Below are 24,493 nucleotides of genomic sequence, written 5' to 3'. Positions count from 1 at the left end.
GCGCTGATGGCCGAACCCTTCGTCTACACCGCCAACCCCGGCCGCGTGATTTTCGGCGAAGGGCCGCGTCCGCCTGAAGCCGATGCCCTGCGCACCTTGATAGCGCGCGCCTGGGCCGGCGATCCACCCGCGGCATAGCGACAGGAGAAGCATGATGGCCGAGCGGGGCAAGGAAGCAGCCTATTTCGAGCAGGACCGGTCCGCCGACGTCGTGCTCGGGCGGATCGGACCCGGCGCCGATCCCCGGCTGCGCGAGATCATGGGCGTGGTGGTGCGACATCTCCATGCGGCGGTGCGCGAAGCCAATATAACGTCGGACGAATGGATGACGGCGATACAGTTCCTCACCGCCACCGGGCATATGTGCACCGAATGGCGGCAGGAGTTCATCCTGTTGTCCGATGTGCTGGGTGTGTCGATGCTGGTCGATGCGCTGAATCATCAGCGGCCGGAGGGATCGACCGAGAACACCGTGCTCGGCCCGTTTCACGTCTCCGATGCGCCGCGCTATGCGCATGGCGACAATATCTGTCTCGATGGCAAGGGAGAACCGCTGGTGGTGCGCGGCCGGGTCGTCGACACCGCGGGCCGCGCGGTCGAGGGCGCGACGCTCGACGTGTGGCAAGCGAACGAGGACGGCTTCTACGACGTCCAGCAGAAGGGCATCCAGCCCGACTTCAACCTGCGCGGCATCTTCGAAAGCGATGCGCAGGGCGAATATTGGTTCCGTTCGTGCAAGCCGCGTTGGTACCCGATCCCCGATGATGGCCCGGTCGGCAAGATGCTGACGGCGCTCGGCCGACATCCCAATCGCGCCGCGCACCTTCACTTCATCGTCTCGGCGCCAGGCTATGACCGGGTCGTGACGCATATCTTCACGCCCGACTGCCCCTATCTGCCCGAAGACGCGGTGTTCGGGGTCAAGCATTCGCTGATCGCCGACTTCCAGAAGGTCGACGACCCGGCGCGCGCGGCCGAGCTGGGCTTTGAAGGGCCGTTCTGGACGGTCGAATGGGATTTCATACTGGCCCGCGATAACGAACTGGACGCGGCGTCATGAAAAGCGGGAAGCGCGCGCGTGTCTGAGGAAGAGGGTTTTCCCGGGCTAGGCTGGCCGATCAGGGGAAGCTTCGCCCGCTATGTCGGAAGCCTTCCCGATGGCCGTGCCGCGCTCGATGGAGCGATCGTCGCGTCACGGCTTTGCGGTCTCGTCTTCAGGCTGGCCGATATGGGGGGCTTCGACGCCGCCAGCGGTTCGGGTGTCCTGAAGTTCGGCGGGCGGATCGGCTTTACCGGCCATTTCGGGATGTTGCGCCTCGATATCGCTGAACCATGGCTTCTGATCGAATCCGGCGCGGGCATGCTCTCGATAGCCGGCCGGTCTGGCGCGGAGGGGCAGGACCGGTTCGACCTTGCGGCGTTCCGGATCGTCTGGTCCGATGCGGCGCATATGGAAGGGCAGGGCGAAGCACTGGCCCTGACCGCGCGGGGCGCCGCTCTGTTCGGCGGGGCTTATGCGGAAGGCGCCGAACTGGACCCCTTCATCCTGCGTCTGGCCCAGTAATTGGGAAAATCTGTACACACTATTCAGGGCTTTCCGGCGTCTCGCCGGATCGCGCGCGCGAAAAGCCGCCATATTGGGCGGTGAAATACCGGCATCACCTGCGCGCATGTTTCGAAAGCCGTCTTGCTATTGACCAAATTGCATCCGCTGTTATCGGAATCGCATGGTGACGCTTGCTGATGTTCTGAAACCGATCGACAGAGGGGATGGTCGCCGCACGGCCGTCGAGGTCTATGAATCTCTTCAGAACTCGATCCTGAGCGGGCTGCTGAAGCCCGGCACCATTTTATCGCAGGTCGAACTCGCCAAGGCGCTGAACGTCAGCCGTACCCCGGTGCGTGAGGCGATGCGCATGCTGCAGGAAGGCGGGCTGCTGGTCGGCGAGCCCAATTACCGCAGCCGCGTGGTCGGCTTCGATCCGTGCGACATCGAGGCGTTGTACATGAAGCGCCTCGCGCTGGAGGCGATGGGCGTGGCTATCACCACCCGCCGGATGAGCCCGATGCTGATGGAGGAGCTCCGCGAGGTAGTCACTGCGCTCGAGAGCGACGAGGCGCATGACAATTTCGAACAATGGCAGCAGCTGCATCGCCGGCTGCATCGCCTGATCGTGTCCGGTACGGGCGACACGCTGGCCAATGAGCTCGAGCAGCTGGAACTGCGGAGCGAACGTTATCAGTCGGCCTATAAGGGCGCGCATCTGCTTGGCTGGTGGCAGCGTGGCGAGGCCGAACATCGCGAACTGTTTGCCGCGATCGTCGCGGGCAATGCGCCGCATGCCGCCGAGCTGGCCGCGCGACACCTGGCGCGCACCGCGCTCGAACTGCTGGCGGCGCTGGCCCCCGAATATGACACCGCGCGTCTGCGCAACTCGCTGAACTTCGCTATCGCCGGGGCCGCAGCACTGTAATCGGCTGATCCGGACGCTCGCTGCGGAGGTTGGCCGCTTCGGGATCACCGTCAACGCGATAACGCCCAGGCTTTGCGGCAAGGAACCGTGCCGGCCCTGGCCGCCGGGGGGACGGCCAAGACTCCACCGACGAAATCGGCTCAGGCCACCGGCGGCTTCCACCGGCGCAGCGGCGTCTCGCTCTCATATTGCGATGGCGAGGGATGGCTGACCAATTCGATCATCGGGCCAAAGGGCGCGCGGAGGAAGCAGAAGCGGTTGCCGGGACCGCTCTCCGCGTTGATCAGATCCCAGGGCGGACCGAGTTGCTCGGCCCCCGCCGCCACCGCGCGTTCGATCGCGGCCTCCATGTCGTCGACGTAGAGCGCGAGATGCTGCCAGCCGACATCGCACATTCGCGCGGCCGGGCGCTGGCCGTCGGTCTTGTAATGGAACAGTTCGATTCCGGGACCAGTGCCCATCTTGTACATGCGGATCGTGTCGATCTCGGTGCCCGGGGGGACGCCGATCGCCTTTTCGACCTCGGGCCCCTTGAAGGGAGGATGGGTAGGGTTGATCGTCTCGAAGATGAACTCGGCGCCGAGGCCGTCGATCAGGAAGCGCTCCGCCGCCTCGATATCGACCACGGTAAGCCCGATATGATCGATTCCCCGTGCGGTCGGTGCGGTCATGACATTACTCCCCGATCAGGCAATTTTGCTTGCTATTCAGCAATAGTGCATCCAGTTTAGGGATGGCACTTGGGTTGTCAACCAGCGTGGCGGCGGTGGTTTTCCTAGTGAAAACTCAATACTGATCAGGAGGACGAGTCGGGCAGGGGATGTTTCAGCGACGCACCGACCCGCGCGCGTCCGTCAATTGCATCCGAAGGTTGCATCCAACATTATTAGGACGTATACACCATATAGAGACTCGGTACTGGAGACGGATTTCATGACAGGCCAGGCTGGCGCAACGGTGGTTGCCGAACGCGCTTCCCAGCAGGAGCGGCGCGCTCTTCGCAATTTCATCGGTGGGCGTTTCGTCGAGGGCGGCAAGCCGTTCGACATCTATGATCCCGCGACGGGGCTGGTGCATGCGACTGCCTATGAGGCCGACAAGGCGATCGTCGATCAGGCGGTGCGGGCTGCACGCAAGGCGGTCGAGGGCGAATGGGGGCGGATGACGCTTGCCAGGCGCCGTGCGCTGCTGATCCGCGTCGCCGAACGGATCGAGGAGCGGTTCGACGAGTTCCTCGAAGCCGAGATCGCCGATACCGGCAAGCCGCACGAACTGGCGCACCATCTCGACATCCCGCGCGGGGCTGCGAACTTTCGCGTGTTCGCCGATGCGATCGCCAATCTCTCGACCGAGACGTTCGAGATGGACACGCCCGACGGCGGCAAGGCCCTCAACTATGCGGTGCGCAAGCCGCTTGGCGTGGTCGGGGTCATCAGCCCCTGGAATCTGCCGCTGTTGCTGATGACCTGGAAGGTCGCGCCGGCGATGGCGTGCGGCAATGCGGTGATCGTCAAGCCATCCGAGGAAACCCCATCGACCACGACCCTGCTGGGCGAGGTGATGGCCGAGGTCGGTATTCCCGATGGCGCGTTCAACGTCATCCACGGCTTCGGCCCCGACTCGGCGGGCGAATTCCTCGTCCAGCATCCCGGCGTCCGCGCGATCACCTTCACCGGCGAGACCCGCACCGGCTCCGCGATCATGAAGGCCGCCGCGCCTACGGTGAAGGCGCTGTCCTTCGAGCTTGGCGGCAAGAACCCGGCGGTCGTCTTCGCCGACGCCGATCTTGACGCGGCAATCGCGGGCCTGTCCCGCGCGGCCTTCCTCAACACGGGTCAAGTCTGCCTCGCCCCCGAGCGCATCTATGTCGAGCGGCCGGTGTTCGACCGTTTCGTCGCTGGCATGAAGGGCAAGGCCGAGGCGTTGAGGGCGGGCCTGCCCAATGATCATGGCACGACGCTGGGGCCGCTCATTTCCGACGAGCATCGCGAGAAGGTGCTTGGCTATTACAAGCTTGCCGTCGACGAAGGCGCGACGGTCGTTACCGGCGGCGGCGTGCCGAAGCTCGATGGCGCGGCGGCCAACGGCTATTTCGTCGAGCCGACGATATGGACCGGGCTCGCCCATGACGCCCGCGTCTGCCGTGAGGAGATATTCGGCCCGGCCTGCGCGATCATCCCCTTCGACAGCGAAGAGGATGCTATCCGCATGGCGAACGATACCGAATATGGTCTCGCCTCGTCGGTCTGGACCACCAATCTCTCGCGCGCTCACCGAGTTGGGCGGGCGATGGAGGTCGGCATTTCCTGGGTCAATTGCTGGTTCCTGCGCGACCTGCGCACGCCGTTCGGTGGCGCGAAAATGTCGGGCGTCGGCCGCGAAGGCGGCGAGCATTCGATCAATTTCTATTCGGAACCCAGCAACATCTGCATCAAGCTGTAAGGACAGGAGAGATCATCATGGCAACCGCTGCTGACAGCGCTGGCACCACCAGGGTCGAACCGGCTCTCAAGACTAAATTCTATTCGCACGCGACGCTCGAATGCCGCGACGTCGCCAAGACGCGCCAGTTTTTCGAGGAGTTTCTCGGCTTCGAAACGGTCCAGATGGCGCCGGTAGCCTTCTGGGCGAGGCTGGGTGGCGATCAGATCATCGTCGTGGTGAAGAGCCCCAGCAAGACCGTCGAGACGATGCCGTTCCTGAACCACAATGGTCTCGATGTCGGCACCGAGGCTGATGTCGACGCGGCCTATGAAGTCGTAAAGCGCGATGCCGAGAAGTGGGGCCTGCACAAGATCAGCAAGCCGGTCGTCCAGCACGGCACCTACTGCTTCTATTTTTGGGATCAGGACGACAATGCCTGGGAAATCCTCAGCAATCCGCCGCGTGGCTATGCCTGGGGCTTTGAGCGTGGCGATCAGACCGGCGCCGGCCATCTCAGCACCAAGTTCCAGCGCCCGGAATCGACCCTGACCAAAGGCAAATAAGGATGGGCGCCCACCTCCACGACATTCGCTATGTGCGGATCGGATCGGACGATATCGACGAAAGCGTCCGCTTCGCGACCCAGATTCTCGGTCTCGAACTGATGCATCGCGACGCGAGTTCCGCCTATCTGCGCGGCGACGATCGCGATCATAACATCGTCTATACTAAGGGCCGCGACAGCGGGCATGTACTGGGCTTCGAGATGCCCGACATGGCGTCGCTCGATGCCGCCGGGGCGATGTTCGAAAAGGCCGGGGTCAATGTCCATTACGGCACCGCCGACGAGCGCGAGCAGCGTCGCGCACGCGGCCTGATCACCTTTCGCGATCCGACCGGAAACCTGATCGATCTGGTCGCCCGGCCCGATCATTGCGGACGCCGCTATTATGGCACGCGCGACGCGGGGATCACCGCATTCAGCCATGTAGGATTGCGGACCGCCGATGCGAATGCCGACGAGGCTTTCTGGACGACGATGCTGGGCGCCAAGGTCAGCGACTGGATCGGCGACGCGCCGTTGTTGCGCATCGACGAGGTGCATCACAAGATCGCGCTGTTCCCCTCGGCTTTTCCGGGGCTGCAGCATGTGAACTTTCAGGTGGAGTCGGTCGACGACATCATGCGGTCCTATTACCACCTCAAGAACAACAACGTCCGCATCGTCTTCGGGCCGGGGCGGCACCCGACATCGGGGGCGCGATTCCTTTATTTCCAAGGCCCCGACGATATCGTCTATGAATATTCGTCAGGCGTCCGGCTGATCACTGCCGAGGACGAGAAGACCTATATTCCCCGCCAGTTCCCGAAGGCGGAGAGCAGCTTCTGCATGTGGGGCTCGGTGCCGGACATCCCCGAATTCCGGGTCGGCCCGGCGGATTCGACGATCGCCCGTGCAGCCTGATCCCGGGCGAACATTGCGGCTGGCGGCGCGCGCCATGGCGCGCCACGGGCTGGCGCATGCCTATGGCCATGTTAGCACGCGGCTGGATGATCGCCATTTCCTGGTGACACCGGCGTCGCCGCTCGGGCTGGTCTCGACGGATGAACCCGGCGTGGTCGTTACGCTCGACGGCGATCTGCCGCCGGTAGCGCTGCCCGAGGTGCGCATCCACCGCGAAATCTACCGTGCCCGACCGTCGGTGGGGGGCATCTGCCGCGTTCAGCCACCGGCGACGATGGCGCTGTCGGCGTTGGGAGAAACGCCCCGTGCGCTTCACGGTCTCGGCGCCTATTTCGCGCCGCAGCCGCCGCTGTGGCCGGGCGTCGCGCTCGTCCGGGACGATGAGCAGGCGGTGCGCGTCGCCGCGATGATGGGCGATGCGCGGGCGATCGTGCTGTCGGGCAATGGCGCCGTCACCGCCGGCGATACGCTGGAGGAAGCCGCCGGGCTCGCCTTCTTCCTGGAAGACGCGGCGCGTATCGAACTGGCATTGCTCCCCGCTCGCGCGGTGGGTAAGTCGCCCCGCGAATATACGCCCGAAGAAGTAGAAAAGCGCGCCGTCAAGGCTGGGGGCCTTTTTGAGCGCATGTGGCAATATCTTTGTTTCGGAGATCCCGAATGGCAACCCGTAAGCTGAACCCGTCGATCAGCGCCGATGATGTCGAGCGTCAGGCCGCGCTCATCCGCGATTCCTATGACAGCCTCGCGCCGATGAGTCCGGTACGCGAAGCCGTGCCCGCCGCGACGATCGAGGACGCTTATGCGATCCAGGAAGCCAACACCCGCCACTGGCTCGATCAGGGGCGGACGATCGTTGGCGCGAAGATCGGCCTGACCGCGAAGGCGGTGCAGAAGCAGCTCGGTGTCGATCAGCCCGATTTCGGCACGCTGTTTGCCGACATGGCCGTGCCCGATGGTGACATCGTTCCGCCGGGGCTGCTGCTCCAGCCCAAGGTCGAGGCCGAGATCGCCTTCGTGCTGTCGCGGACGCCAAATCCCAAGGCGCTGACGACCGCCGAACTGATCGGCTGCATCGATTATGCGCTGCCCGCCATCGAGATCGTCGACAGCCGGATCGCCGACTGGAATATTCGCATCGTCGACACCGTCGCAGACAATGCATCGTCCGGACTGTTCGTGCTGGGCACCCGTCCGGTGAAGCTCGATGCGCTCGATCTTCGCCTGTGCGGCATGGTGCTGGAGAAGAATGGCGATCCGACCTCGTTCGGCGCGGGTGCTGCGTGCCTCGGCAATCCGCTGCATGCGCTCGGCTGGCTCGCCGCGAAGATGGATGAGGTCGGCCGCCCGCTTAAGGCCGGCGACATCGTCCTGTCGGGCGCGCTTGGGCCGATGGTCCCGGTCGCCCCTGGCGATGCGATCGAAGTGCGGATCGAGGGTCTCGGCACCGTTCGCGTCGGCTTCGGCAAGGAATAAGCGGGCCGATCGCCCGAAACGGATTTGATAGGGAGGTGGCCGGTGGCCGATATCTTGGGAATTGCTGAACGGCTCGATACGGCGGTGACTACCGCGACGGCGACCCCGCAGCTCGAACAGCCGCTGACGCTCGCCGAGGCCTATGAGGTGCAGGCCGCGTTGCTCAATCGCCGCTATCAGCGCGGCGAGAAGCGGATCGGTCTGAAGATGGGTTTCACCAGCCGGGCCAAGATGGTCCAGATGGGCGTCGAGGGCATGATCTGGGGCCGGCTGACCGACCGCATGCTGGTCGAAGATGGCGGCGACATCGATTTCAGCACCTATGTGCACCCGCGCGTCGAGCCCGAGATCGCCTTCATCCTCAAGGCCCCGCTGATGGGCAGCGTCACGCCCGCTGCGGCGCTCGCCGCGGTCGGCGGCGTCGCGCCCGCGCTTGAGATCATCGACTCGCGCTACAAGGACTTCAAATTCTCGCTGACGGACGTGGTCGCCGACAATAGTTCCTCGTCGAGTTTCGTGGTCGGCGCGTGGAGCGATCCCGCGCAGGATATTTCAAACCTGGGGATGATCCTGGAGATCGACGGCGTCGCGCGGCAGATTGGTTCCAGCGCCGCGATCCTGGGCCATCCGCTGCGTTCGCTGGTCGCCGCCGCGCGGCTGGCCGAGGCGGCGGGCGAGCCGCTCCAGGCGGGCAGCGTGGTAATGGCGGGGGGCGCGACTGCCGCCGAGGCGCTTGCGCCGGGTCAGCACGTCCGGCTCGTCGTCCAGAATCTCGGCCGGGTCGAGTTCAACGTGAAATAAGATAGCGGGTCTGTTGAAAACGGGGCGCGGGCGCGGCATGGCCGCATCCGGCCCGAGGGTGGAGCGATTGGGGTGGCGGATTCGGAAGCGCTGAAAAAGCTGAAGCAGTTCGATCTGCTCGCCGCGCCCGGCCATTTGCTGCGGCGTAACCACCAGAGGTCCTTTGACATCTTCACCCGCCATGTCGGCGATGATGTCACGCGTCAGCAGATCGCCTTGCTGCTTGCCCTCAACCAATGCCCGGGGGCTTCGCAGCGCGAACTGGTCGAGGCGACGGGCATCGACAAGAGCACGCTGAAGGAAATGCTCAGCCGGATGATCGCCCGCGGCTGGGTCGACCGCGAGCGCGACAAGCAGGACAGCCGCGCCTGGACGATGCGGATCACCGCGCTCGGCGAGGCGCTGCTTATCGATCGGGCCGACAAGCTCCGCGCAGCGCAGCGGGAGATATTGGAGCCGCTGTCGAAGGAGGACCGCATCGTCTTCATGCGATGCCTGCGCCAGTTGATCGGCCTCGACGCGCTTTAGGGCACTGGATTTTCCTGAGCAACATTCCGTTGGGCGCGGCGGGGGTGGCGCTCGCCTTGAGATTTGCCCCCGCAAAGCTGGGCGAACCGCGTCATCGAGCGTCCGATAATATTGGCCGAACCAAGCCCGTCATGCGCTGGAACCGCTCCAAGGGTTTCGCCGTCCCTCTGTCATTCTGGGAATCGCATCGTCCCCTCGTTGCGCGGCGCCATCCGCAACACACAGAAAAACCGTATCAAAGAATTGATACCCTATCGTCACATATCTTTTTAAGTGTATGCAGTACTGCAGTCGCGATTCGCAAAATCGTAATTAACACGGCGGCTATCAGCGATACTGGACTCACTTTTGGTTGATAAGAAGGAGAGCGCGAATGAGCCTCAACGATGTCTCCGATCGGGCCGACGCGGGCAGCACCCGCGACTGGAGCTGCTACACAACGCCGCCGGCGGAGAGCCTGGAGCTGTTCGATGCGGTGCGCGATGTCCGACCGTTTGCGCGAAGCGAGGAGCATCAGGGTTTTCACATGCTGCTAAGCTATAAGGACGTCCGCAAGGCGATGTCCGACTATCGCACCTTCTCGTCGGAACCGCAGGTGCTGCGCCCGATGCTGCCGCGTAAGCCGATCCCCGCGCTGGAGATGGATCCGCCGCGCCATGGCCACTGGCGGGCGATTTTCAACGGCGCGATCACCAGCCGGACGCCCGAGTCGATGGAGCCGTTTCTCCGCGCCGATATACGACACCACATCAACGAGTTCATCGAACGTGGCCGCTGCGACATCGTCCGCGAGATTGCCGAGCCGGTGCCCGCTGAGGCGATCTGCCATATGGTCGGCATCGACGAGGAGAATGTCCCCGAGATCCGCAAGCGCGCGATCGCGATGTTCGCCGCGCAGGGCGATCCCGCGCTGTTTGGGCAGCGCCAGGCCGAGTTCGGCGAAGTGACCGTCGCCGAGGTCCATGCGCGCAAGCGCGCGCCGCGCGACGATTATATGACCGCGCTCGCGGGCATGGAGATCGAGGGACAGCCGCTCGACGACGATGACTATGTCGTCCTGCTCGCGGCCTTCCTCGGCGCGGGCCATCACAGCACCACCTCGGCAATGGCGAGCATGATCTATGAGGTCTTCTCGCGTCCCGAGCTTCGCGACCGGCTGCGCGCCGAACCCGCCCTGATCCCGCGCGCGATCGAGGAGGTGCTGCGCCTGCGGCCGCCTTTTTACGGCTTCTTCCGCCGCACTACGAAAGCGGTCGAGATCGACGGAGCCGAGATACCGGCGGGCGAGGACGTCTATATGGGCTGGGCCGCCGCCAATCGCGATCCCGCTGTATTCGACCGCCCGGCCGAGTTCGACATGGACCGCGAGAACAGCCGCCATCTCAGCTTCGGCTTCGGCATCCATGTCTGCCCCGGCGCACCGCTCGCGCGGATGGAGATGAAGGTGCTGCTCGAGGAATTGCTGGATGCCCTGCCCGACATGCATGTCGTGTCGGGGAAGCCGGTCTATCAGTTCGGCGGGGGCGATTATTGCTATATTCCCGAGGTGCAGGTGGCTTTCACGCCGCGGCCCCGGCTAGATTGAGACGGATGGCCTATCGGCAGGACGATATGACCGCGCCGAACGGCACTGGCGATGCCCGGCGCGATCGTGGGATCGCAACGCGCGCCAAGGTCCTCGACGCGGCGCTCAAGGTCTTCCAGGCCGAGGGCTTCGCGGCCGCGTCGATGGACCGGATCGCGGCCTGCGCGGGCATCTCTAAGATGACGATCTACCGCAAGTTCGCCGACAAGGAGGCGCTCTTTCTCGCCGCGATCAATCGACATTGCGCGCAAATCTATGCGGTGAACGAGCATCCGCCCGCAGCGAGCATCGAGGAAGCGCGCGTCGCCCTGACCGAGTTCGGCTGGGTGTTCGCCGACGCGGTGCGCGAGCAGCATGTCCTCGATCTCTATCGCATGCTGTTGGGCGAGATGCAGCGCTTCCCGCAGCTCGGCGCCGATTTCTACGATGTCGGGCCGGCGCGGTCGATCGCAGTGATCGAGAATATCCTGTCGCGCGTGATGGGCGGGGACGACGCCCGGCTACGCGCCGAGGCGTTCATGCATCTGGTGATGGGCGACCGCCATCAGCGGTTGCTGCTCGAAAAAGCCGGGAAGGAAGACAAGGCCGGAACCGATGCCGCCTTCAGGGCACAGGTCGACCTGGCGGTGCGGATGGTCCTCGGCCTGTAACGGGCGGTTCAGACCGCCCTTTCCCGGATTTGCCGCGAAGCCAGGGCGAAGGTCATCCGGCGCCGCTGAAATCGGGCTTTCGCTTGGCCATGAAAGCGGCGACGCCTTCGCGCCCTTCGGCACTGCCGATGTTGGCGGCGATTCCACGCGCTTCGAGTTCGAGCTGGCTTTCAATGCCGTTGGCGAAGGCGCCGAGCAGCAGGGCGCGCGACGTGCCGATCGCTCCCATCGCCGACTGGGCGAGCCGGTTCGCGACCTTTGCGCCTTCCTCCGCCAGCGCGTCGTCATCGACCGCGCGGGTGATGATTCCGATACGCTCGGCTTCCTCGGCGTCCACCCGGCGGTTGGAAATGATGATCTCCTGCGCGCGGCGCAGACCGACGAGGCGCGGCAGCAGCCAGGTCAGCCCGCCATCAGGGCTGACGCCCAGCGCGCCATAGGCCGCGGTAAAGGTGGCCGAGCGCGCGGCGAGCACGATATCGCCACCGATCGCGAGACCATAGCCCGCGCCGGCCGCGGGGCCGTTGACGAGAGTGAGCAGAGGCTTGTTCATCCGCGCGAAACGCGAGACCGCCATGTGCAGGATGCTGGCGAGCTCGCCGACGCGCGGGCCGACCTTTTCACCCGCCGCCGCCATCACCCCGATGTCGCCGCCAGCGCAGAACATCTTGCCCACGCCGGTCAGGACGACGCAGCGGATATCGGTATTGGTGTCGCATTCGATCGCCGCTTCGACCAGGGCCTTGCTGAGCGCGAGATTGATGGTGTTCGCGGCCTCCGGGCGATTGAACGTGATCCGTGCGATTGCGCCGTCGCGTTCGAACAGGAGGGTGGCGGCGCTCATCGCGGCGCCATCCGGATCGCACCGTCGAGGCGAATGACCTCGCCATTGAGCATCGGGTTGCGGACGATCGCTTCGACCAGCTGGGCATATTCCCCTGGGTCGCCGAGGCGGCTGGGATGCGGCACCTGCTGGCCCAGCGAATCCTGCGCCGCCTGTGGAAGGCCCTTCGACATCGGAGTCATGAAGATGCCCGGCGCGATCGTCATTACCCGAATCTTGTGCTGGGCAAGGTCGCGCGCCGCGCATAGGGTCAGGCCGACGACGCCGGCCTTGGACGAGGCATAGGCGGCCTGTCCGACCTGGCCGTCATAGGCGGCGACCGAAGCGGTGTTGACGATGACGCCGCGCTCCTCGCCGACCGGATCGGCGGCGATCAAGCGGGCGGCGAATTTCGACAGAGTATTGAAGGTGCCGATCAGATTGATCTCGATCACCTTGCGGTAAAGATCGAGCGCATGTGGGCTGCCGTCCTTGCTGACGATGCGGGAGGGCGGGGCGATGCCCGCACAATTGACCAGGATACGGGCGACGCCGTGCTGCTTCTCGGCTTCCTCCAGCCCGGCAGCGACACTCGCATCATCGGCGACGTTGACCGACACGAACTGACCGCCGATTTCGGCCGCGGTCTTCGCGCCCTCTTCGGCATTGAGGTCGAAAATCGTGACCTTCGCCCCATTGGCCGCAAGCATGCGGGCGGTCTCACCACCCAGCCCCGATGCTCCACCGGTGACGACCGCCGCTACGCCTTGCACATCCATTATATCTTCCCTCTTCAGACCAGTTCGACTGCAAACGCGGTGGCTTCGCCGCCGCCGATGCACAGGCTCGCGACACCGCGCTTAAGCCCACGAGTTTCCAACGCCCCAAGCAGCGTGGCGATCACCCGCGCGCCGCTTGCTCCGATCGGATGACCGAGCGCACAGGCGCCGCCATTGACGTTGAGCTTTTCGGCCGGAATGTTCAAATCCCTGGCGGCGATCATCGCGACCACCGCAAATGCCTCGTTGACCTCGAACAAGTCGACATCGTCCACCGACCAGCCCGCCTTGGCCAGCGCCTTGCGTATTGCAGGCACCGGCGCGGTTGTAAACAGGCCGGGCTCATGCGCGTGCGCCGCATGCGATACGACTTTCGCCACGACCGGCAGGCCAAGTTCCTTTGCCACGCTCTCGCGCGTCATCACCAGCGCGGCGGCGCCGTCAGAGATCGAAGAGGCGTTGGCGGCGGTGATCGTGCCGTCCTTGGCGAAGGCGGGCTTGAGCGACGGGATCTTGTCGGGGCGCGCCTTGCCGGGCTGCTCGTCCTTGTCGACGACGACGGTGCCGCCGCGCGTCTCCAGGGAGACAGGCACGACTTCGCGGTCGAACGCGCCGCTGTCGATCGCCGCATTGGCGCGGCTCAGCGAGCGGATCGCATATTCGTCCTGCGCTTCGCGGGTGAACTGATAACCGCGGGCGGAATCCTCGGCGAAGGAGCCCATCAGCTTGCCAGGATCATAGGCATCCTCAAGTCCGTCGAGATACATCGAGTCCTTGATGACGTCATGGCCGATGCGCGCGCCGCCGCGATGCTTGGCGAGCAGGTAGGGCGCATTGGTCATGCTCTCCATGCCGCCTGCGACGATGATGTCGGCGCTGCCGGCGGCAAGCGCGTCATGCGCCATGATCGCGGCCTGCATGCCCGAACCGCACATCTTGTTGACGGTGGTCGCCGCGACCGACTTGGGCAGGCCGGCGCCGAGAGCCGCCTGACGCGCTGGTGCCTGACCGAGGCCGGCGGGAAGGACGCAGCCCATGAAGATCTGCTCGACCTTGTCGGGATCGACCTTGGCGCGCTCGACAGCGGCCTTGACCGCGGCTGCGCCAAGCTGGGTGGCCGAAGCGCCCGACAGAGCGCCCTGGAAGCCGCCCATCGGCGTACGGGCGTAGGAGGCGATGACGACGGGATCGTTGCTCATGGTCGATTCCTTACAGTGCGCGGGCGATCACCATCCGCTGGATATCGGATGTGCCCTCATAAATCTGGCAGACGCGGACATCGCGATAGATTTTCGCGAGCCCGAATTCTTCGAGATAGCCATAGCCGCCGAGCGTCTGAATTGCCCCGGAGACGATCGCCTCGGCGACCTCCGACGCGAACAGCTTGGCCATCGAGGCCTCCTTAAGGCACGGCAGGCCGGCATCCTTGCAGCTCGCGGCGTGCAGCACGAGATGGCGCGCCGCCTCGAGCCGGGTGGCAAGATCGGCGAGACGGAAGCCCACCGCCTGATGCTCGATGATCGGCTTGCCGAAGCTTTTGCGGTCGCGTGCATAGGCGGTCGCGATTTCGAGCGCGGCCTGCGCCATGCCGACGCATTGCGCGGCGATGCCGATCCGTCCCTGCTCCAGATTGGCCAGCGCGATGTTGAGGCCGCGCCCTTCATCGCCGAACAGCAGATCATCTTCGACAAATAGGTCTTCGAAGCGGATCGCGCAGGTGTCTGACGCGGCCTGACCGAGCTTATGCTCGACCTTGTCGACCGAATAGCCCGGTTTGTCGGTGGGGACGAGGAAGGCCGAGATGCCTTTCTTGCCGGCTTGCGGGTCGGTGACGGCAAAGACCATCGCGACGCCAGCGATCTTGCCCGAGGTGATGAACTGCTTGGCCCCGTCGAGTTTCCAGCCGCCCTCCACCTTCGTCGCGCGGGTGCGCAGCGCGGCGGCGTCGGACCCGGCGTCGGTCTCGGTCAGCGCGAACGCCCCGATCATCCGGCCGCTGATCAGGTCGGGAAGGAAGCGTGCCTGCTGTGCCTCGCTGCCTTCCTTGAGCAAGCCGCCGACCAGCAGGCTGTTTTGGATCGAAATGATCGTCGAAAGCGGACCGTCCGCCGCGGCGATTTCGATAAGAGACAGCGCGTAGGAGACATAATCCGCAGCCGCGCCGCCGACAGATTCGGGCGCGACCATGCCCATCAGGCCGAGCCCCGCCAGTTGCTCGAACAGCCCCTCGGGATAGCCCCTGGCCGCCTCGAACTCGACGCTTCGCGGGCGTATCTGTTCCTGCGCGAAGGCGCGAACCGCTTCGTGAATGGCGGTCTGGGTTTCGGACAGGATGATATCGCCTCGCGCTTTACTTACTACCGAGTAAAATATGTTCTGACTGGTCGGAAGTCAATCGGGCGCATGATAGCACAACGTGCGGCGGCAGCCGCCAGATCATTGTCAGCCGGCTTGAGAAGAGCACGCAACCTGGACGTCGCGGGAAGGTCGATCTCTAAAAGAGCCCTGCCAGCAGATAGAAGGTCGCGCCGATTGCGGCGGCGGCAGGAAGGGTGAGCACCCAGGCGACGACGATGCTGCTCGCAACGTTCCAGCGCACCGCCGAAAGCCGCCGCGACGAACCGACCCCGACGATTGCGCCGGTGATCGTGTGCGTGGTCGAGACGGGAATGCCGAGCAGGGTTGCTCCGAACAGGGTGATCGCGCCGCCGGTCTCCGCGCAGAAGCCCTGCGCCGGGGTCAGACGGGTGATTTTGGACCCCATGGTGTGGACGATTTTCCATCCGCCCATCAGCGTGCCCATTGCCAGGGTGACGTAACAGGAGATGACCACCCAGAAAGGGACGTAGAAGTCCGCCCCCAGCATGCCCTGCGAATAGAGCAACACGGCGATGATCCCCATCGTCTTTTGCGCGTCGTTACCGCCGTGGCCGAGCGAGTAGAGTGCCGAGGACACCAGCTGCAGCCGCCGATAGCGCTTGTCGGCCGTGGTGGGCGAGGTTCGCACGAAAACCCAGCTGGTGATCAGGACGAGCAGCAGGGCCAGGACCATGCCGATCGTCGGCGATAGTACGATCGCGAAGCTGGTCTTGAGCACGCCGTGCAACACCACGGCGTCGAAACCCGCCTTGGCGATACCCGCGCCGAGCAATCCGCCGATCAGCGCGTGACTCGACGAGGAAGGGATGCCGACCATCCAGGTGATCACATTCCAGCTTATCGCGCCCATCAGCGCGCCGAAAATGACCTGTGGCGTGATGAGGTCCGGGTTGATGATGCCCTTGCCGATTGTCTCCGCGACATGGACGCCGAATATGAAGAAGGCGAAGAAATTGAAGAAGGCCGCCATCATCACCGCGTGATGCGGCTTGAGCACCCGGGTCGACACCACGGTCGCGATCGAATTGGCGGCGTCGTGCAGGCCGTTGAGGAAGTCGAAGGCCAGCGCGACGACGACGAGCGCGACCAGCAACGGAAAGGCTAAAGTGGCGTCCATCAGGCGTGATCGAGCACGAGGCCCTGAATCTCGTTGGCGACATCCTCGAACCGGTCGGTGATCTTCTCGAGATGGCTGTAGATTTCACGGCCGATGATGAACGCCATCGGCGATTTTTCGCCCTTCGCTTTGAACAGCAGCTTGAGGCCTGCGTCGTGAATTTCGTCGGCATGGCCCTCCAGCTTGACGATCCGTTCGGTAAGGCTGTGCAGCCGCGTCGCGTTGCGGCCCAGGTCGCGCAGCAGCGGCATCGCATCGGCGGTGATGCGCGCGGCCTCGACGATGATTCCGGCCATGTCGCGCATCTGCGGTTCGAACTCCTTGAGCTCGTAGAGAGTGATCGCCTTGGCGGTCTGGTTCATCTGATCGATCGCGTCGTCCATCGAGCCGATCAGGCTGGTGATCGCGGTACGGTCGAACGGGGTGATCAGCGTCTTGCGGACATCGACGAGCACGTCGCGGATGATGTCGTCGGCGTCATTTTCGCGATCGAATATCTCCTGACAGTGCAGCGGCATGTCCGATCCGCCCTGCAACAGCTTGCCGAGCGCGTCGGCGGCGGCGACGCTCAGCGCGGCATGCGCCTCGAACTGCGCGAAGAAATTGCCCTGCTTGGGCAGCAATGCCTGGAACCAGCGCACGATGGTGAACCTTTCTGCTGTATGGCGGCGGGCGGCCGTGACGAGGCGTTCGGTGAAGCCCGGATTCCAGACCGGGGGCTGGAAGGTAGAGAGAATGTCCTTGAGCTCGGGCTCGTCGACCGCGTCGGCGGCGTCGGCTGGGGTGAACCAGCGCAGATCGCGTTCGCCCTGTTCGGGCCATGAGTCGAGTTGGCTCGTCACCGAAAAAGGAAAGATGTCGACGATCGCCGGCCGCGACGTGCCGTCCTTGCGATTCTTGCGATAATGATAGGTGCCGATCGCGAAGGGGCAGGCGATCCCGACCAGCCCGGCTTCCTCATAGGCTTCGTGGCTGGCGGCCTCGTGGCTTTTCAGCCCCTTGATGCGATTGCCCTTGGGCAGCACCCAGCGCCGCGTATCCCGTGAGGTGATCAGCATGACCTCGATCAGGCCCGCATCGGTGGTGCGGTAGGGCAGGACGGCTATCTGGCGAATGTTGCGAATCCCCGGTTCGTGGGCCCCACCTAATAATGTGATGCTTTTGTTGCAATCGAACAGTCACCGAGTCGTCCGTATCGGACCGCTTTCGCTGTGTCTTGTCGTTCGTCGACTCCCGACATGCGTTCGTCGCTCCGTCTGCCGCTTCGTGGAGGCAATGGCGCGGTCGGTCGAAGCCTGCATGCGGGAAAACGGCCATTGGCATAGTTGGTTTCTCAACGACGGCCCGGCAGCGAAAATACCGGGCAGCCGTCAGACAGATTTACCGGACGAAGGTCGCCACCCCAGTCCGGACCACAATAGGAGATTTTGACATGACCCGCTCGACCACTTTCCTCGCCCTTCTCGCCGCTGCCGCCGCGAGCACCGCAACGCTCTCCTTCCCGGCCTATGCCGCGGAGCCGACCAAGAGCACCGAAGTACGCTATGACGACCTGAATCTCGCCAGCGCCGACGGCGCAAAGGCGCTGACCGTTCGGGTCGAGCGCGCTGCGAAGCGGGTCTGCGACGTCAACGGCGACAGGTCGCTCGACCAGGCGATGGAATCCAGGACCTGCGCCAAGATCGCCGTGGCTCGCGCTATGCCGCAGGTCGAGCTGGCGCTCGCCAATGCCGGCACGCAGCTTGCCGAGAACAGCCGGGTTTCGCTCGCGGCAAAGTAAACAGCTTACCAGCCCGACCTTCCGTTGACCGCGATCTTCGAGCCGGCATCCGCTTCGAAATCCCCCAGCCTCCCGGGCCCCCACGCCTATCCGCCCCCGGGAGGCGCCCAGTTTTCATAGCCAAGGTACACGCGGCCGGACTGGCAATTTCCTCCGCGTGGGACGCACCTCCGGGCTCCCTTGCCCGGGGGTGCTTTCCATTTCGGCTGAAATCCCGCAACTTTTTTGCTTCGCACCTGCAACGGAACCTGAGCCCGCTTCCGGGCGTCCTCTCTTCAGCCCATCTCGGCAAATGCCCGGGTGGGCAACGAAGCGCTTGATTTGGCTCCTGTAATTGCAGCGAAGGAATGAAATGCTGTCCCGCACCAACCAGCCGGTGCTATCGCCGCCGCCCGCGATCGAAACGTCGCGGCACAGCCTGTTCGTCGATTTCGACGGCACGTTGGTGCCGCTCGTCGATCGCCCCGACCTTGTGCGCGCCGATACCGAGCTCCTCGAACTTCTAACCGCACTCGGGACCCGTTTTCCGAGGCGTCTTGCATTGGTCAGCGGCCGGTCGCTCCAACAGCTGGATCACATGATCGGGCCGATCGCCCATGATATCGCGATGGCAGGGAGCCATGGCGCCGAGGTGCGCCGCGACGGACATCTGGTCCAACCGCCGCGACCCGACGGGCTCGACGCTGCGATCACAGACGTAAGGGGCTATGGCGCGGGCCATCCCGAAATGATCATCGAGGAGAAGAGCCATGGCGTGGCGATGCACTATCGCGTCGCGCCGATCCTGGAGGAGCCGGTCAATCGCCGCGCCTATGCGATCGCCGAACGCTACGGGCTGGAGGTCCAGCCCGGCAAGATGATGGTCGAAATTCGTGGTCCCGGCTGGGACAAGGGGGAGGCGGTCGCCGCATTGATGGCGGAACCGCCAATGGCGGGCACCTTGCCGATCGTGATCGGCGACGACCTGACCGACGAGCCCGCAATGCAGCTCGCGGGCGGGATGGGCGGCTTCGGCATCATCGTCGGCGGCGGGCGCGAGACGGCGGCGCGCCACGCGCTCGCGGATGTCGGTGCGGTCCGCCGCTGGCTATGGGAGCAGGCGGCATGACCGCGACGCTCGACCTCTGGCCGATCGGTAACTGCCAGGTCTCCGCACTGATCGACCGCGCCGGCCGCTTCGTCTGGGCCTGCGTGCCCCGGGTCGACGGCGATCCCGCGTTCTGCTCGCTGCTCGACGACAATCCGCCCTCCGCCGAGGGCGCGCGCGGCTTCTGGGAAATCGACATTGAGGACTGCGTCGAGACCGAGCAGCATTATCTGCGCAACACGCCGATCCTGGTCACCCGCCAGACCGACAGCGCCGGCAACGCGATCGAAGTAACCGATTTCTGCCCGCGCCACTTCCGCCATGGCCGGATGTACCGTCCGGTCGCCTTCGTCCGGATCGTCCGACCGGTGGCGGGCAGCCCGCGTATCCGCGTGCGGCTGCGGCCCGCGCGAGGCTGGGGTTCGGCCGATCCGGTGCGGACGCACGGATCCAACCACATCCGCTACATGCTGGACGATACGACGCTGCGACTCAGCACTTCCGCGCCGATCGGCTGGATCGAGAGCGAGCGGCTGTTCCGTGTAGAACGGCCGCTGCACTTCTTCCTCGGCCCCGACGAGAGCTTCGTCGGCGACATCGGCGATACGCTCGACACGATGCTCGAACATACCGCGCAGGAGTGGCGCAAATGGGTGCGCGCGCTCGCCACGCCGGTCGAATGGCAGGAGGCGGTGATCCGCTCGGCGATCAGCCTGAAGCTGTGCCAACATGAGGAGACCGGCGCGATCGTCGCCGCGCTGACCACATCGATCCCCGAACATGCCGGGTCCGAGCGCAACTGGGATTATCGCTACTGCTGGATCCGCGACGCTTATTACACGGTGCAGGCGCTCAACCGGCTGGGCGCGCTTGATGTGCTCGAAGGCTATCTCGAATATCTGCGCAACATCGTCGACAACGCCAAGGGTGGACATATCCAGCCGCTCTATGGCGTCGGCGGCGAAGCGACGCTGACCGAGCGGATCGAGACCTCGCTGAACGGTTATCGCGGCATGGGTCCGGTGCGGGTCGGCAACCAGGCTTATGAGCAGATCCAGCACGACGCCTATGGCCAGATCATCCTGTCGAACGCGCAGGCATTCTTCGATCGGCGGCTCTATCGGATGGCGGGGGCCGAGGATTTCCGCGCGCTCGAAAAGGTCGGGGAGCATGCCTGGGATGTTCATGACAAGCCCGATGCGGGGTTGTGGGAGCTGCGCACCAAGAGCCATGTCCACACCTATTCGGTGGCGATGTGCTGGGCGGCGTGCGACCGGCTCGCCAATGCCGCGGCGGCGCTGGAGATGCCCGAGCGCGAGGTCTTCTGGCGTGATCGCGCCGACCGGATCAGGGCCCGGATCGAGGACGCCGCCTGGCGCGAGGATACACAGCGTATCTCCGCGACCTTCGGCGGCGACGATCTCGACGCGAGCCTGATCCAGCTGCTCGACCTTCGCTTCGTGAAGCCCGGCGACGAACGCTTCCAGGGAACGTTGCGCGCGGTCGAGGAAGGGTTGCGGCGCGGCTCGCACATGCTGCGCTATGCGACCGAAGATGATTTCGGCCTGCCGCATACCGCTTTCAACGTCTGCACCTTCTGGCTGATCGAAGCATTGTGGCTGACGGGCAGAACAGAGGATGCGCGGGAATTGTTCGAGGAAATGCTGTCGCGGAGAACCCGCGCCGGACTGCTGTCGGAGGATATCGACCCGGCGACCGGCGAACTATGGGGTAATTATCCGCAGACCTATTCGCTGGTCGGCGTGATCAATTGCGCCGCCCTGCTCAGCAAGCCGTGGAATTCCGTCCGATGAGCCGGCTGATCATCGTTTCCAACCGCGTCCAGCCGCCGAGCGGCGAGGGTGGCGGCAATCAGGGGGGGCTTGCGGTCGCGCTGTCGGCGGCGCTGCGCGAATCGAGCGGCATCTGGTTTGGCTGGTCGGGTGAGACCACCGATCAGTTCACCGGCCATATCAATTTGCAGCGCAACTATGGCGTCACCACCGCGACGATCGACCTTGAGGAGCAGGACGTCGACGAATATTATAATGGCTATGCCAACCGGACGCTCTGGCCGCTGTTCCATTACCGAATGGACCTGGCCGAGTTCGAGAGCGGGTTCGCCGAGGGCTATGAGCGGGTCAACCAGCGCTTCGCCGAGACGCTGGAGCCGCTGATCGAGGCTGATGACCTCGTCTGGGTCCATGACTATCATATGTTCCCGCTCGGCCAGTATCTGCGCGATCGCGGCATCGGCAACCGGATGGGCTATTTCCTGCACATCCCCTGGCCGCCGTACCGACTGTTGCTGTCGCTGCCCAATCACCGCCAACTGGTCGAGACGCTGTTCGCCTATGACGTGGTCGGTTTTCAGACGCAGGATTCGCTGGGCAGCTTCCACGATTATGTCCGCCAGGAAATGGGCGGGACGATCGGCGAGGATGGGCGCGTGACGGTCGGCGATCGATCGATGGTCGCGATCGCCTGTCCGATCGGGATCGACACGGCCAATTTCCTCGAAGCGACCGAATCATCGGCCGCGCGCTATGCCTGCTACCGGATGCGTCAGAGCAGCAATGGCCGCGACATGATCATCGGGGTCGACCGGCTCGATTATTCCAAGGGCCTGGAGGAACGCTTTCTCGGCTATGAGCGGCTACTCCAGACCGACGAAGCGCTGCATGGCGAGGTCTTCCTGCTTCAGATCGCGCCGCCGTCGCGCGGTGACGTGCAGAGCTACCGTGAAATCCGCTCGTCGCTCGATTCACTGTCGGGCCGGATCAACGGCGCCTATGCCGATGTCGAATGGGTGCCGATACGCTACGTCAATCGTGGCTATCCGCGCGACAGATTGGCAGGCATTTATCGCGCCGCGAAGATCGGGCTGGTTACGCCGTTGCGCGACGGGATGAACCTCGTTGCCAAGGAATATGTCGCCGCGCAGGACCCGGAGGATCCCGGCGTGCTGATCCTTTCGCGCTTCGCGGGGGCCGCGGAGCAACTGACCGACGCGCTGCTGATCAATCCGTACAGCCCCGAGGAGATTGCCGACGCGATCAAGCAGGGGCTCCAGATGCCGCTCGATGAACGCAAAGCGCGCTGGCGGGCCTGCATGGACAATATCGTCGCCGAGGATGTGCTGTGGTGGCGCAAGCGGTTCACCGAGGCGCTGGAGGGCGTGCAACAGTCAGTCGCGTAGCTGAAGCTGGCGGCAGCGCGGCAGCGCCTCTGGCATCTCCTGCGCGATGAAGGCGAGCAGCGCCTCACGCACGTCGCAGCGCAGGTCAAAGACGATCGCCGCGTCGCGCGCGGTGACGAGGACGCGCAGTTCGATCACCTCCTCGCGGACATCTGTGACCTGCAGGTTCCAGAAGCGCCGATCCCAGCGGGGATTGGCGGTGACGATCTCGCCCGCCTTGGAGCGGATATGCTGCATGATCCGCTAAGATAGGAGCCATCCGGGCAAACGATGCGTGCGGGTATCTGTTCGCTCAATTCACTGGCATGCGCCGCCGATAGCTGAGCGCTTCGGCGATATGCATCCGTTGGACTGTCTCTGCTTCCGCCAGATCGGCTACCGTCCGCGCGACTTTCAGCACCCGGTGATAGCCGCGCGCGGACAGGCGCATCGCCTCCGCAGCCTGCGCCAGTAATTTGCGCCCGGCGTCGTCCGGCGTCGCGGCCTTGTCGAGCACCTCGCCGTCGGCCTCGGCATTGGTGCGCACGCCATGGTCCGCATAACGGGCCGTCTGAATGGCGCGGGCCGCCGCGACGCGCGCGGCGACTTCTGCCGAGCCCTCGGCGGGCGGAGGCAGGACGAGGTCGGCGGCGCTGACCGCCGCGACGTCGACATGGAGGTCGATCCGGTCGAGCAGCGGTCCCGACAGCTTGGTCTGGTAATCGACCGCGCATTTCGGCGCGCGCGAGCAGGCGAGGGCGGCGTCGCCGAGATGGCCGCAGCGGCACGGGTTCATCGCCGCGATAAGCTGGACCCGCGCCGGGAAGGTTACGTGGGCATTGGCCCGCGCGACCGAAACCTTGCCGGTCTCCAGCGGCTGGCGCAGCGAATCGAGCACGGTCCGCTGGAACTCGGGCAACTCGTCGAGAAACAGCACGCCGAGATGGGCGAGGCTGACCTCTCCGGGGCGGACGCGCAGGCCGCCGCCGACCAGCGCCGCCATCGACGCCGAATGATGCGGGCTACGGAAAGGGCGGGCGCGGCTCAGCCGCCCGTCCTGCAACTCCCCCGCAACCGAGGCGACCATCGATACTTCGAGCGCTTCCGGCATTATGTAGCAATTGCACCAAGGCCGATACGAACATCATCGTATGCGGTGACAACTGCCGGAGGTTTCGGTGATTAGTGCGGTTTTGGCGGCACTATTCTCGCTTAGTGATGTGCTTGAGGGTTCCCGAGGTCGCACGAATGCCAGTTCCGAACCCGCCTTCGGCAGTGATCTTTATCACGAAGCTATATTCTACAACTTCCCATATGGACGTCGAATAAATGGCAGTGCACGGGAAATCGCCGTAAGCTGGAGCTTTAATCTCCATCCTGTCCCCTATAAGGCCACGCGCACCAACGGCGATCAGCGTATCGCGCTCGATCTCAGTTCCATCGATCGTCAACCGTCGCAGGAGAAGCGGCGATCTTCCGATGTTGATCGCGTAGAGATCGAAACTGAAAATTATACCCGTATAGCCAGCGCTTTGAGTGTTGACCTTGCCGCAGTTCTCAGCTTCCAAAACGAAAAAGCCATCCTCAAAAACAATGGTAGCTCGATGCGTTTCGCGTCCAGCGATGGCCGCATCCCGCGCGTAGAAGGCTGCGGCGATGGCGGCGATCATTGTAAGCCACCCGCCAATGGTTTGAACAAACGTCATCCAAAGCGCTTGGGCTGCAATATCGGCCTGGGCCTCGGCTGCACTAGCCGCCCTAGTCTGTTGAATAAGATCTTGGGTGTTGTGCTTATGGCTATCGGCGGCCTCGGCGCAGGCGTCCTGCTTGCGCGCAGCCTTCTGCCGATCGGTGATCGCGGCTATGGCCTCTGCCTGGCAGGAGCTACCGCCGGCATTGTACTTGTCGGCGGTGGGATCATCGTACTGATAGGTTTGTAGAAAAGGCCTC

26 protein-coding genes and 1 pseudogene are annotated in these 24,493 nt (G+C 64.3%); 18 read left to right on the top strand and 9 right to left on the bottom strand.

What is annotated here, in order from left to right:
• The first annotated feature begins 6 nt into the window (after nucleotides 1-6).
• The 4 genes from WP12_RS26205 to WP12_RS05960 all read left to right on the top strand — a co-directional run bounded on the left by WP12_RS26205 (nucleotide 7) and on the right by WP12_RS05960 (nucleotide 2,474).
• Nucleotides 7-138 carry a hypothetical protein gene (locus WP12_RS26205; protein WP_268794725.1) on the top strand — a complete coding sequence of 44 codons (132 nt, stop codon included), beginning with the start codon at nucleotides 7-9 and terminating at the stop codon, nucleotides 136-138.
• Nucleotides 139-154: 16 nt separating this feature from the next.
• Nucleotides 155-1,060, top strand: a complete 906-nt coding sequence (locus WP12_RS05970; RefSeq protein ID WP_152663909.1) for an intradiol ring-cleavage dioxygenase — start codon at nucleotides 155-157, stop codon at nucleotides 1,058-1,060.
• Nucleotides 1,061-1,078: 18 nt separating this feature from the next.
• Nucleotides 1,079-1,564 carry an HtaA domain-containing protein gene (locus WP12_RS05965; RefSeq protein WP_046192833.1) on the top strand — a complete coding sequence of 162 codons (486 nt, stop codon included), beginning with the start codon at nucleotides 1,079-1,081 and terminating at the stop codon, nucleotides 1,562-1,564.
• A 163-nt stretch (nucleotides 1,565-1,727) separates the two neighbouring features.
• The gene (locus tag WP12_RS05960) at nucleotides 1,728-2,474 is read left to right on the top strand and encodes a GntR family transcriptional regulator (protein WP_046192832.1); all 747 of its coding nucleotides are present in this window, start codon (nucleotides 1,728-1,730) and stop codon (nucleotides 2,472-2,474) included.
• A gap of 140 nt (nucleotides 2,475-2,614) precedes the next feature.
• On the opposite strand, the gene WP12_RS05955 is transcribed toward WP12_RS05960, so the two are convergent.
• Nucleotides 2,615-3,145, bottom strand: coding sequence for a VOC family protein (locus tag WP12_RS05955; RefSeq protein WP_046192831.1), 531 nt, complete (start codon nucleotides 3,143-3,145; stop codon nucleotides 2,615-2,617).
• Nucleotides 3,146-3,407: 262 nt separating this feature from the next.
• Here WP12_RS05955 and WP12_RS05950 point away from each other — a divergent pair, with 262 nt between their 5' ends.
• From WP12_RS05950 to WP12_RS05910, 9 genes are all read left to right on the top strand, one after another.
• A complete protein-coding gene (locus WP12_RS05950; protein WP_046192830.1) occupies nucleotides 3,408-4,916 on the top strand; it encodes a 2-hydroxymuconic semialdehyde dehydrogenase in 1,509 nt (502 codons plus the stop codon).
• A gap of 17 nt (nucleotides 4,917-4,933) precedes the next feature.
• On the top strand, nucleotides 4,934-5,461 hold the full coding sequence (locus tag WP12_RS05945) for a VOC family protein (protein ID WP_046192829.1): 528 nt from the start codon (nucleotides 4,934-4,936) through the stop codon (nucleotides 5,459-5,461).
• A 2-nt stretch (nucleotides 5,462-5,463) separates the two neighbouring features.
• Nucleotides 5,464-6,363, top strand: a complete 900-nt coding sequence (locus tag WP12_RS05940) for a VOC family protein (protein ID WP_046192828.1) — start codon at nucleotides 5,464-5,466, stop codon at nucleotides 6,361-6,363.
• Nucleotides 6,353-7,039, top strand: a complete 687-nt coding sequence (locus WP12_RS05935) for a class II aldolase/adducin family protein (RefSeq protein WP_200894465.1) — start codon at nucleotides 6,353-6,355, stop codon at nucleotides 7,037-7,039. Before WP12_RS05940 ends, WP12_RS05935 begins: the two co-directional genes overlap by 11 nt.
• Nucleotides 7,021-7,836 (top strand): 2-keto-4-pentenoate hydratase, encoded by an 816-nt coding sequence (locus tag WP12_RS05930; protein WP_084690991.1) that lies wholly within the window; start codon nucleotides 7,021-7,023, stop codon nucleotides 7,834-7,836. Before WP12_RS05935 ends, WP12_RS05930 begins: the two co-directional genes overlap by 19 nt.
• Before the next feature lie 51 nt (nucleotides 7,837-7,887).
• Nucleotides 7,888-8,637, top strand: a complete 750-nt coding sequence (locus tag WP12_RS05925) for a 2-keto-4-pentenoate hydratase (protein WP_443027855.1) — start codon at nucleotides 7,888-7,890, stop codon at nucleotides 8,635-8,637.
• Nucleotides 8,638-8,709: 72 nt separating this feature from the next.
• A complete protein-coding gene (locus WP12_RS05920; RefSeq protein ID WP_052730240.1) occupies nucleotides 8,710-9,165 on the top strand; it encodes a MarR family winged helix-turn-helix transcriptional regulator in 456 nt (151 codons plus the stop codon).
• Nucleotides 9,166-9,538: 373 nt separating this feature from the next.
• The gene (locus WP12_RS05915; protein ID WP_046192825.1) at nucleotides 9,539-10,750 is read left to right on the top strand and encodes a cytochrome P450; all 1,212 of its coding nucleotides are present in this window, start codon (nucleotides 9,539-9,541) and stop codon (nucleotides 10,748-10,750) included.
• 5 nt (nucleotides 10,751-10,755) lie between these two features.
• Nucleotides 10,756-11,400: a TetR/AcrR family transcriptional regulator gene (locus WP12_RS05910; RefSeq protein WP_046192824.1), complete on the top strand. Its 645-nt coding sequence runs from the start codon at nucleotides 10,756-10,758 to the stop codon at nucleotides 11,398-11,400.
• Nucleotides 11,401-11,452: 52 nt separating this feature from the next.
• Here WP12_RS05910 and WP12_RS05905 read toward each other — a convergent pair whose 3' ends face one another.
• From WP12_RS05905 to WP12_RS05880, 6 genes are all read right to left on the bottom strand, one after another.
• Entirely contained in the window at nucleotides 11,453-12,244 is a 792-nt protein-coding gene (locus WP12_RS05905; RefSeq protein WP_046192823.1) for an enoyl-CoA hydratase/isomerase family protein, read from the bottom strand.
• Nucleotides 12,241-13,002 (bottom strand): SDR family NAD(P)-dependent oxidoreductase, encoded by a 762-nt coding sequence (locus WP12_RS05900; RefSeq protein WP_046192822.1) that lies wholly within the window; start codon nucleotides 13,000-13,002, stop codon nucleotides 12,241-12,243. The genes WP12_RS05905 and WP12_RS05900 overlap by 4 nt, the downstream gene beginning before the upstream one ends.
• A gap of 14 nt (nucleotides 13,003-13,016) precedes the next feature.
• Nucleotides 13,017-14,201, bottom strand: a complete 1,185-nt coding sequence (locus WP12_RS05895; protein ID WP_046192821.1) for an acetyl-CoA C-acyltransferase — start codon at nucleotides 14,199-14,201, stop codon at nucleotides 13,017-13,019.
• A gap of 10 nt (nucleotides 14,202-14,211) precedes the next feature.
• Nucleotides 14,212-15,336 (bottom strand): acyl-CoA dehydrogenase family protein, encoded by a 1,125-nt coding sequence (locus tag WP12_RS05890; protein ID WP_046192820.1) that lies wholly within the window; start codon nucleotides 15,334-15,336, stop codon nucleotides 14,212-14,214.
• Between the two features lie 160 nt (nucleotides 15,337-15,496).
• On the bottom strand, nucleotides 15,497-16,498 hold the full coding sequence (locus WP12_RS05885; protein ID WP_046192819.1) for an inorganic phosphate transporter: 1,002 nt from the start codon (nucleotides 16,496-16,498) through the stop codon (nucleotides 15,497-15,499).
• Nucleotides 16,498-17,613, bottom strand: a complete 1,116-nt coding sequence (locus WP12_RS05880; protein ID WP_046192818.1) for a DUF47 family protein — start codon at nucleotides 17,611-17,613, stop codon at nucleotides 16,498-16,500. Before WP12_RS05880 ends, WP12_RS05885 begins: the two co-directional genes overlap by 1 nt.
• 317 nt (nucleotides 17,614-17,930) lie before the next feature.
• Here WP12_RS05880 and WP12_RS05875 point away from each other — a divergent pair, with 317 nt between their 5' ends.
• The 4 genes from WP12_RS05875 to WP12_RS05860 all read left to right on the top strand — a co-directional run bounded on the left by WP12_RS05875 (nucleotide 17,931) and on the right by WP12_RS05860 (nucleotide 22,564).
• Nucleotides 17,931-18,278: a UrcA family protein gene (locus tag WP12_RS05875; protein WP_046192817.1), complete on the top strand. Its 348-nt coding sequence runs from the start codon at nucleotides 17,931-17,933 to the stop codon at nucleotides 18,276-18,278.
• A gap of 352 nt (nucleotides 18,279-18,630) precedes the next feature.
• Nucleotides 18,631-19,386 (top strand): trehalose-phosphatase, encoded by a 756-nt coding sequence (gene otsB / locus WP12_RS05870; protein ID WP_046192816.1) that lies wholly within the window; start codon nucleotides 18,631-18,633, stop codon nucleotides 19,384-19,386.
• Nucleotides 19,383-21,179 (top strand): glycoside hydrolase family 15 protein, encoded by a 1,797-nt coding sequence (locus WP12_RS05865; protein WP_046192872.1) that lies wholly within the window; start codon nucleotides 19,383-19,385, stop codon nucleotides 21,177-21,179. Before otsB ends, WP12_RS05865 begins: the two co-directional genes overlap by 4 nt.
• Nucleotides 21,176-22,564, top strand: coding sequence for an alpha,alpha-trehalose-phosphate synthase (UDP-forming) (locus WP12_RS05860; RefSeq protein WP_200894464.1), 1,389 nt, complete (start codon nucleotides 21,176-21,178; stop codon nucleotides 22,562-22,564). The genes WP12_RS05865 and WP12_RS05860 overlap by 4 nt, the downstream gene beginning before the upstream one ends.
• On the opposite strand, the gene WP12_RS05855 is transcribed toward WP12_RS05860, so the two are convergent.
• Together WP12_RS05855 and WP12_RS05850 are read right to left on the bottom strand one after the other, a co-directional pair.
• Nucleotides 22,553-22,801 carry a hypothetical protein gene (locus tag WP12_RS05855; protein WP_046192814.1) on the bottom strand — a complete coding sequence of 83 codons (249 nt, stop codon included), beginning with the start codon at nucleotides 22,799-22,801 and terminating at the stop codon, nucleotides 22,553-22,555. The genes WP12_RS05860 and WP12_RS05855 overlap by 12 nt on opposite strands.
• Before the next feature lie 55 nt (nucleotides 22,802-22,856).
• Nucleotides 22,857-23,648 (bottom strand): annotated as a pseudogene (locus WP12_RS05850) (YifB family Mg chelatase-like AAA ATPase); the annotation flags it as partial.
• A 73-nt stretch (nucleotides 23,649-23,721) separates the two neighbouring features.
• Between WP12_RS05850 and WP12_RS24740 the strand changes: the two are divergent.
• Entirely contained in the window at nucleotides 23,722-24,483 is a 762-nt protein-coding gene (locus tag WP12_RS24740; protein ID WP_152663908.1) for a hypothetical protein, read from the top strand.
• Nucleotides 24,484-24,493 lie beyond the last annotated feature (10 nt).

The sequence above is a fragment of the Sphingomonas sp. SRS2 genome (assembly GCF_000971055.1).
Lineage (GTDB): Bacteria > Pseudomonadota > Alphaproteobacteria > Sphingomonadales > Sphingomonadaceae > Rhizorhabdus.
This window is presented reverse-complemented; position numbering and strand designations above follow the sequence as displayed.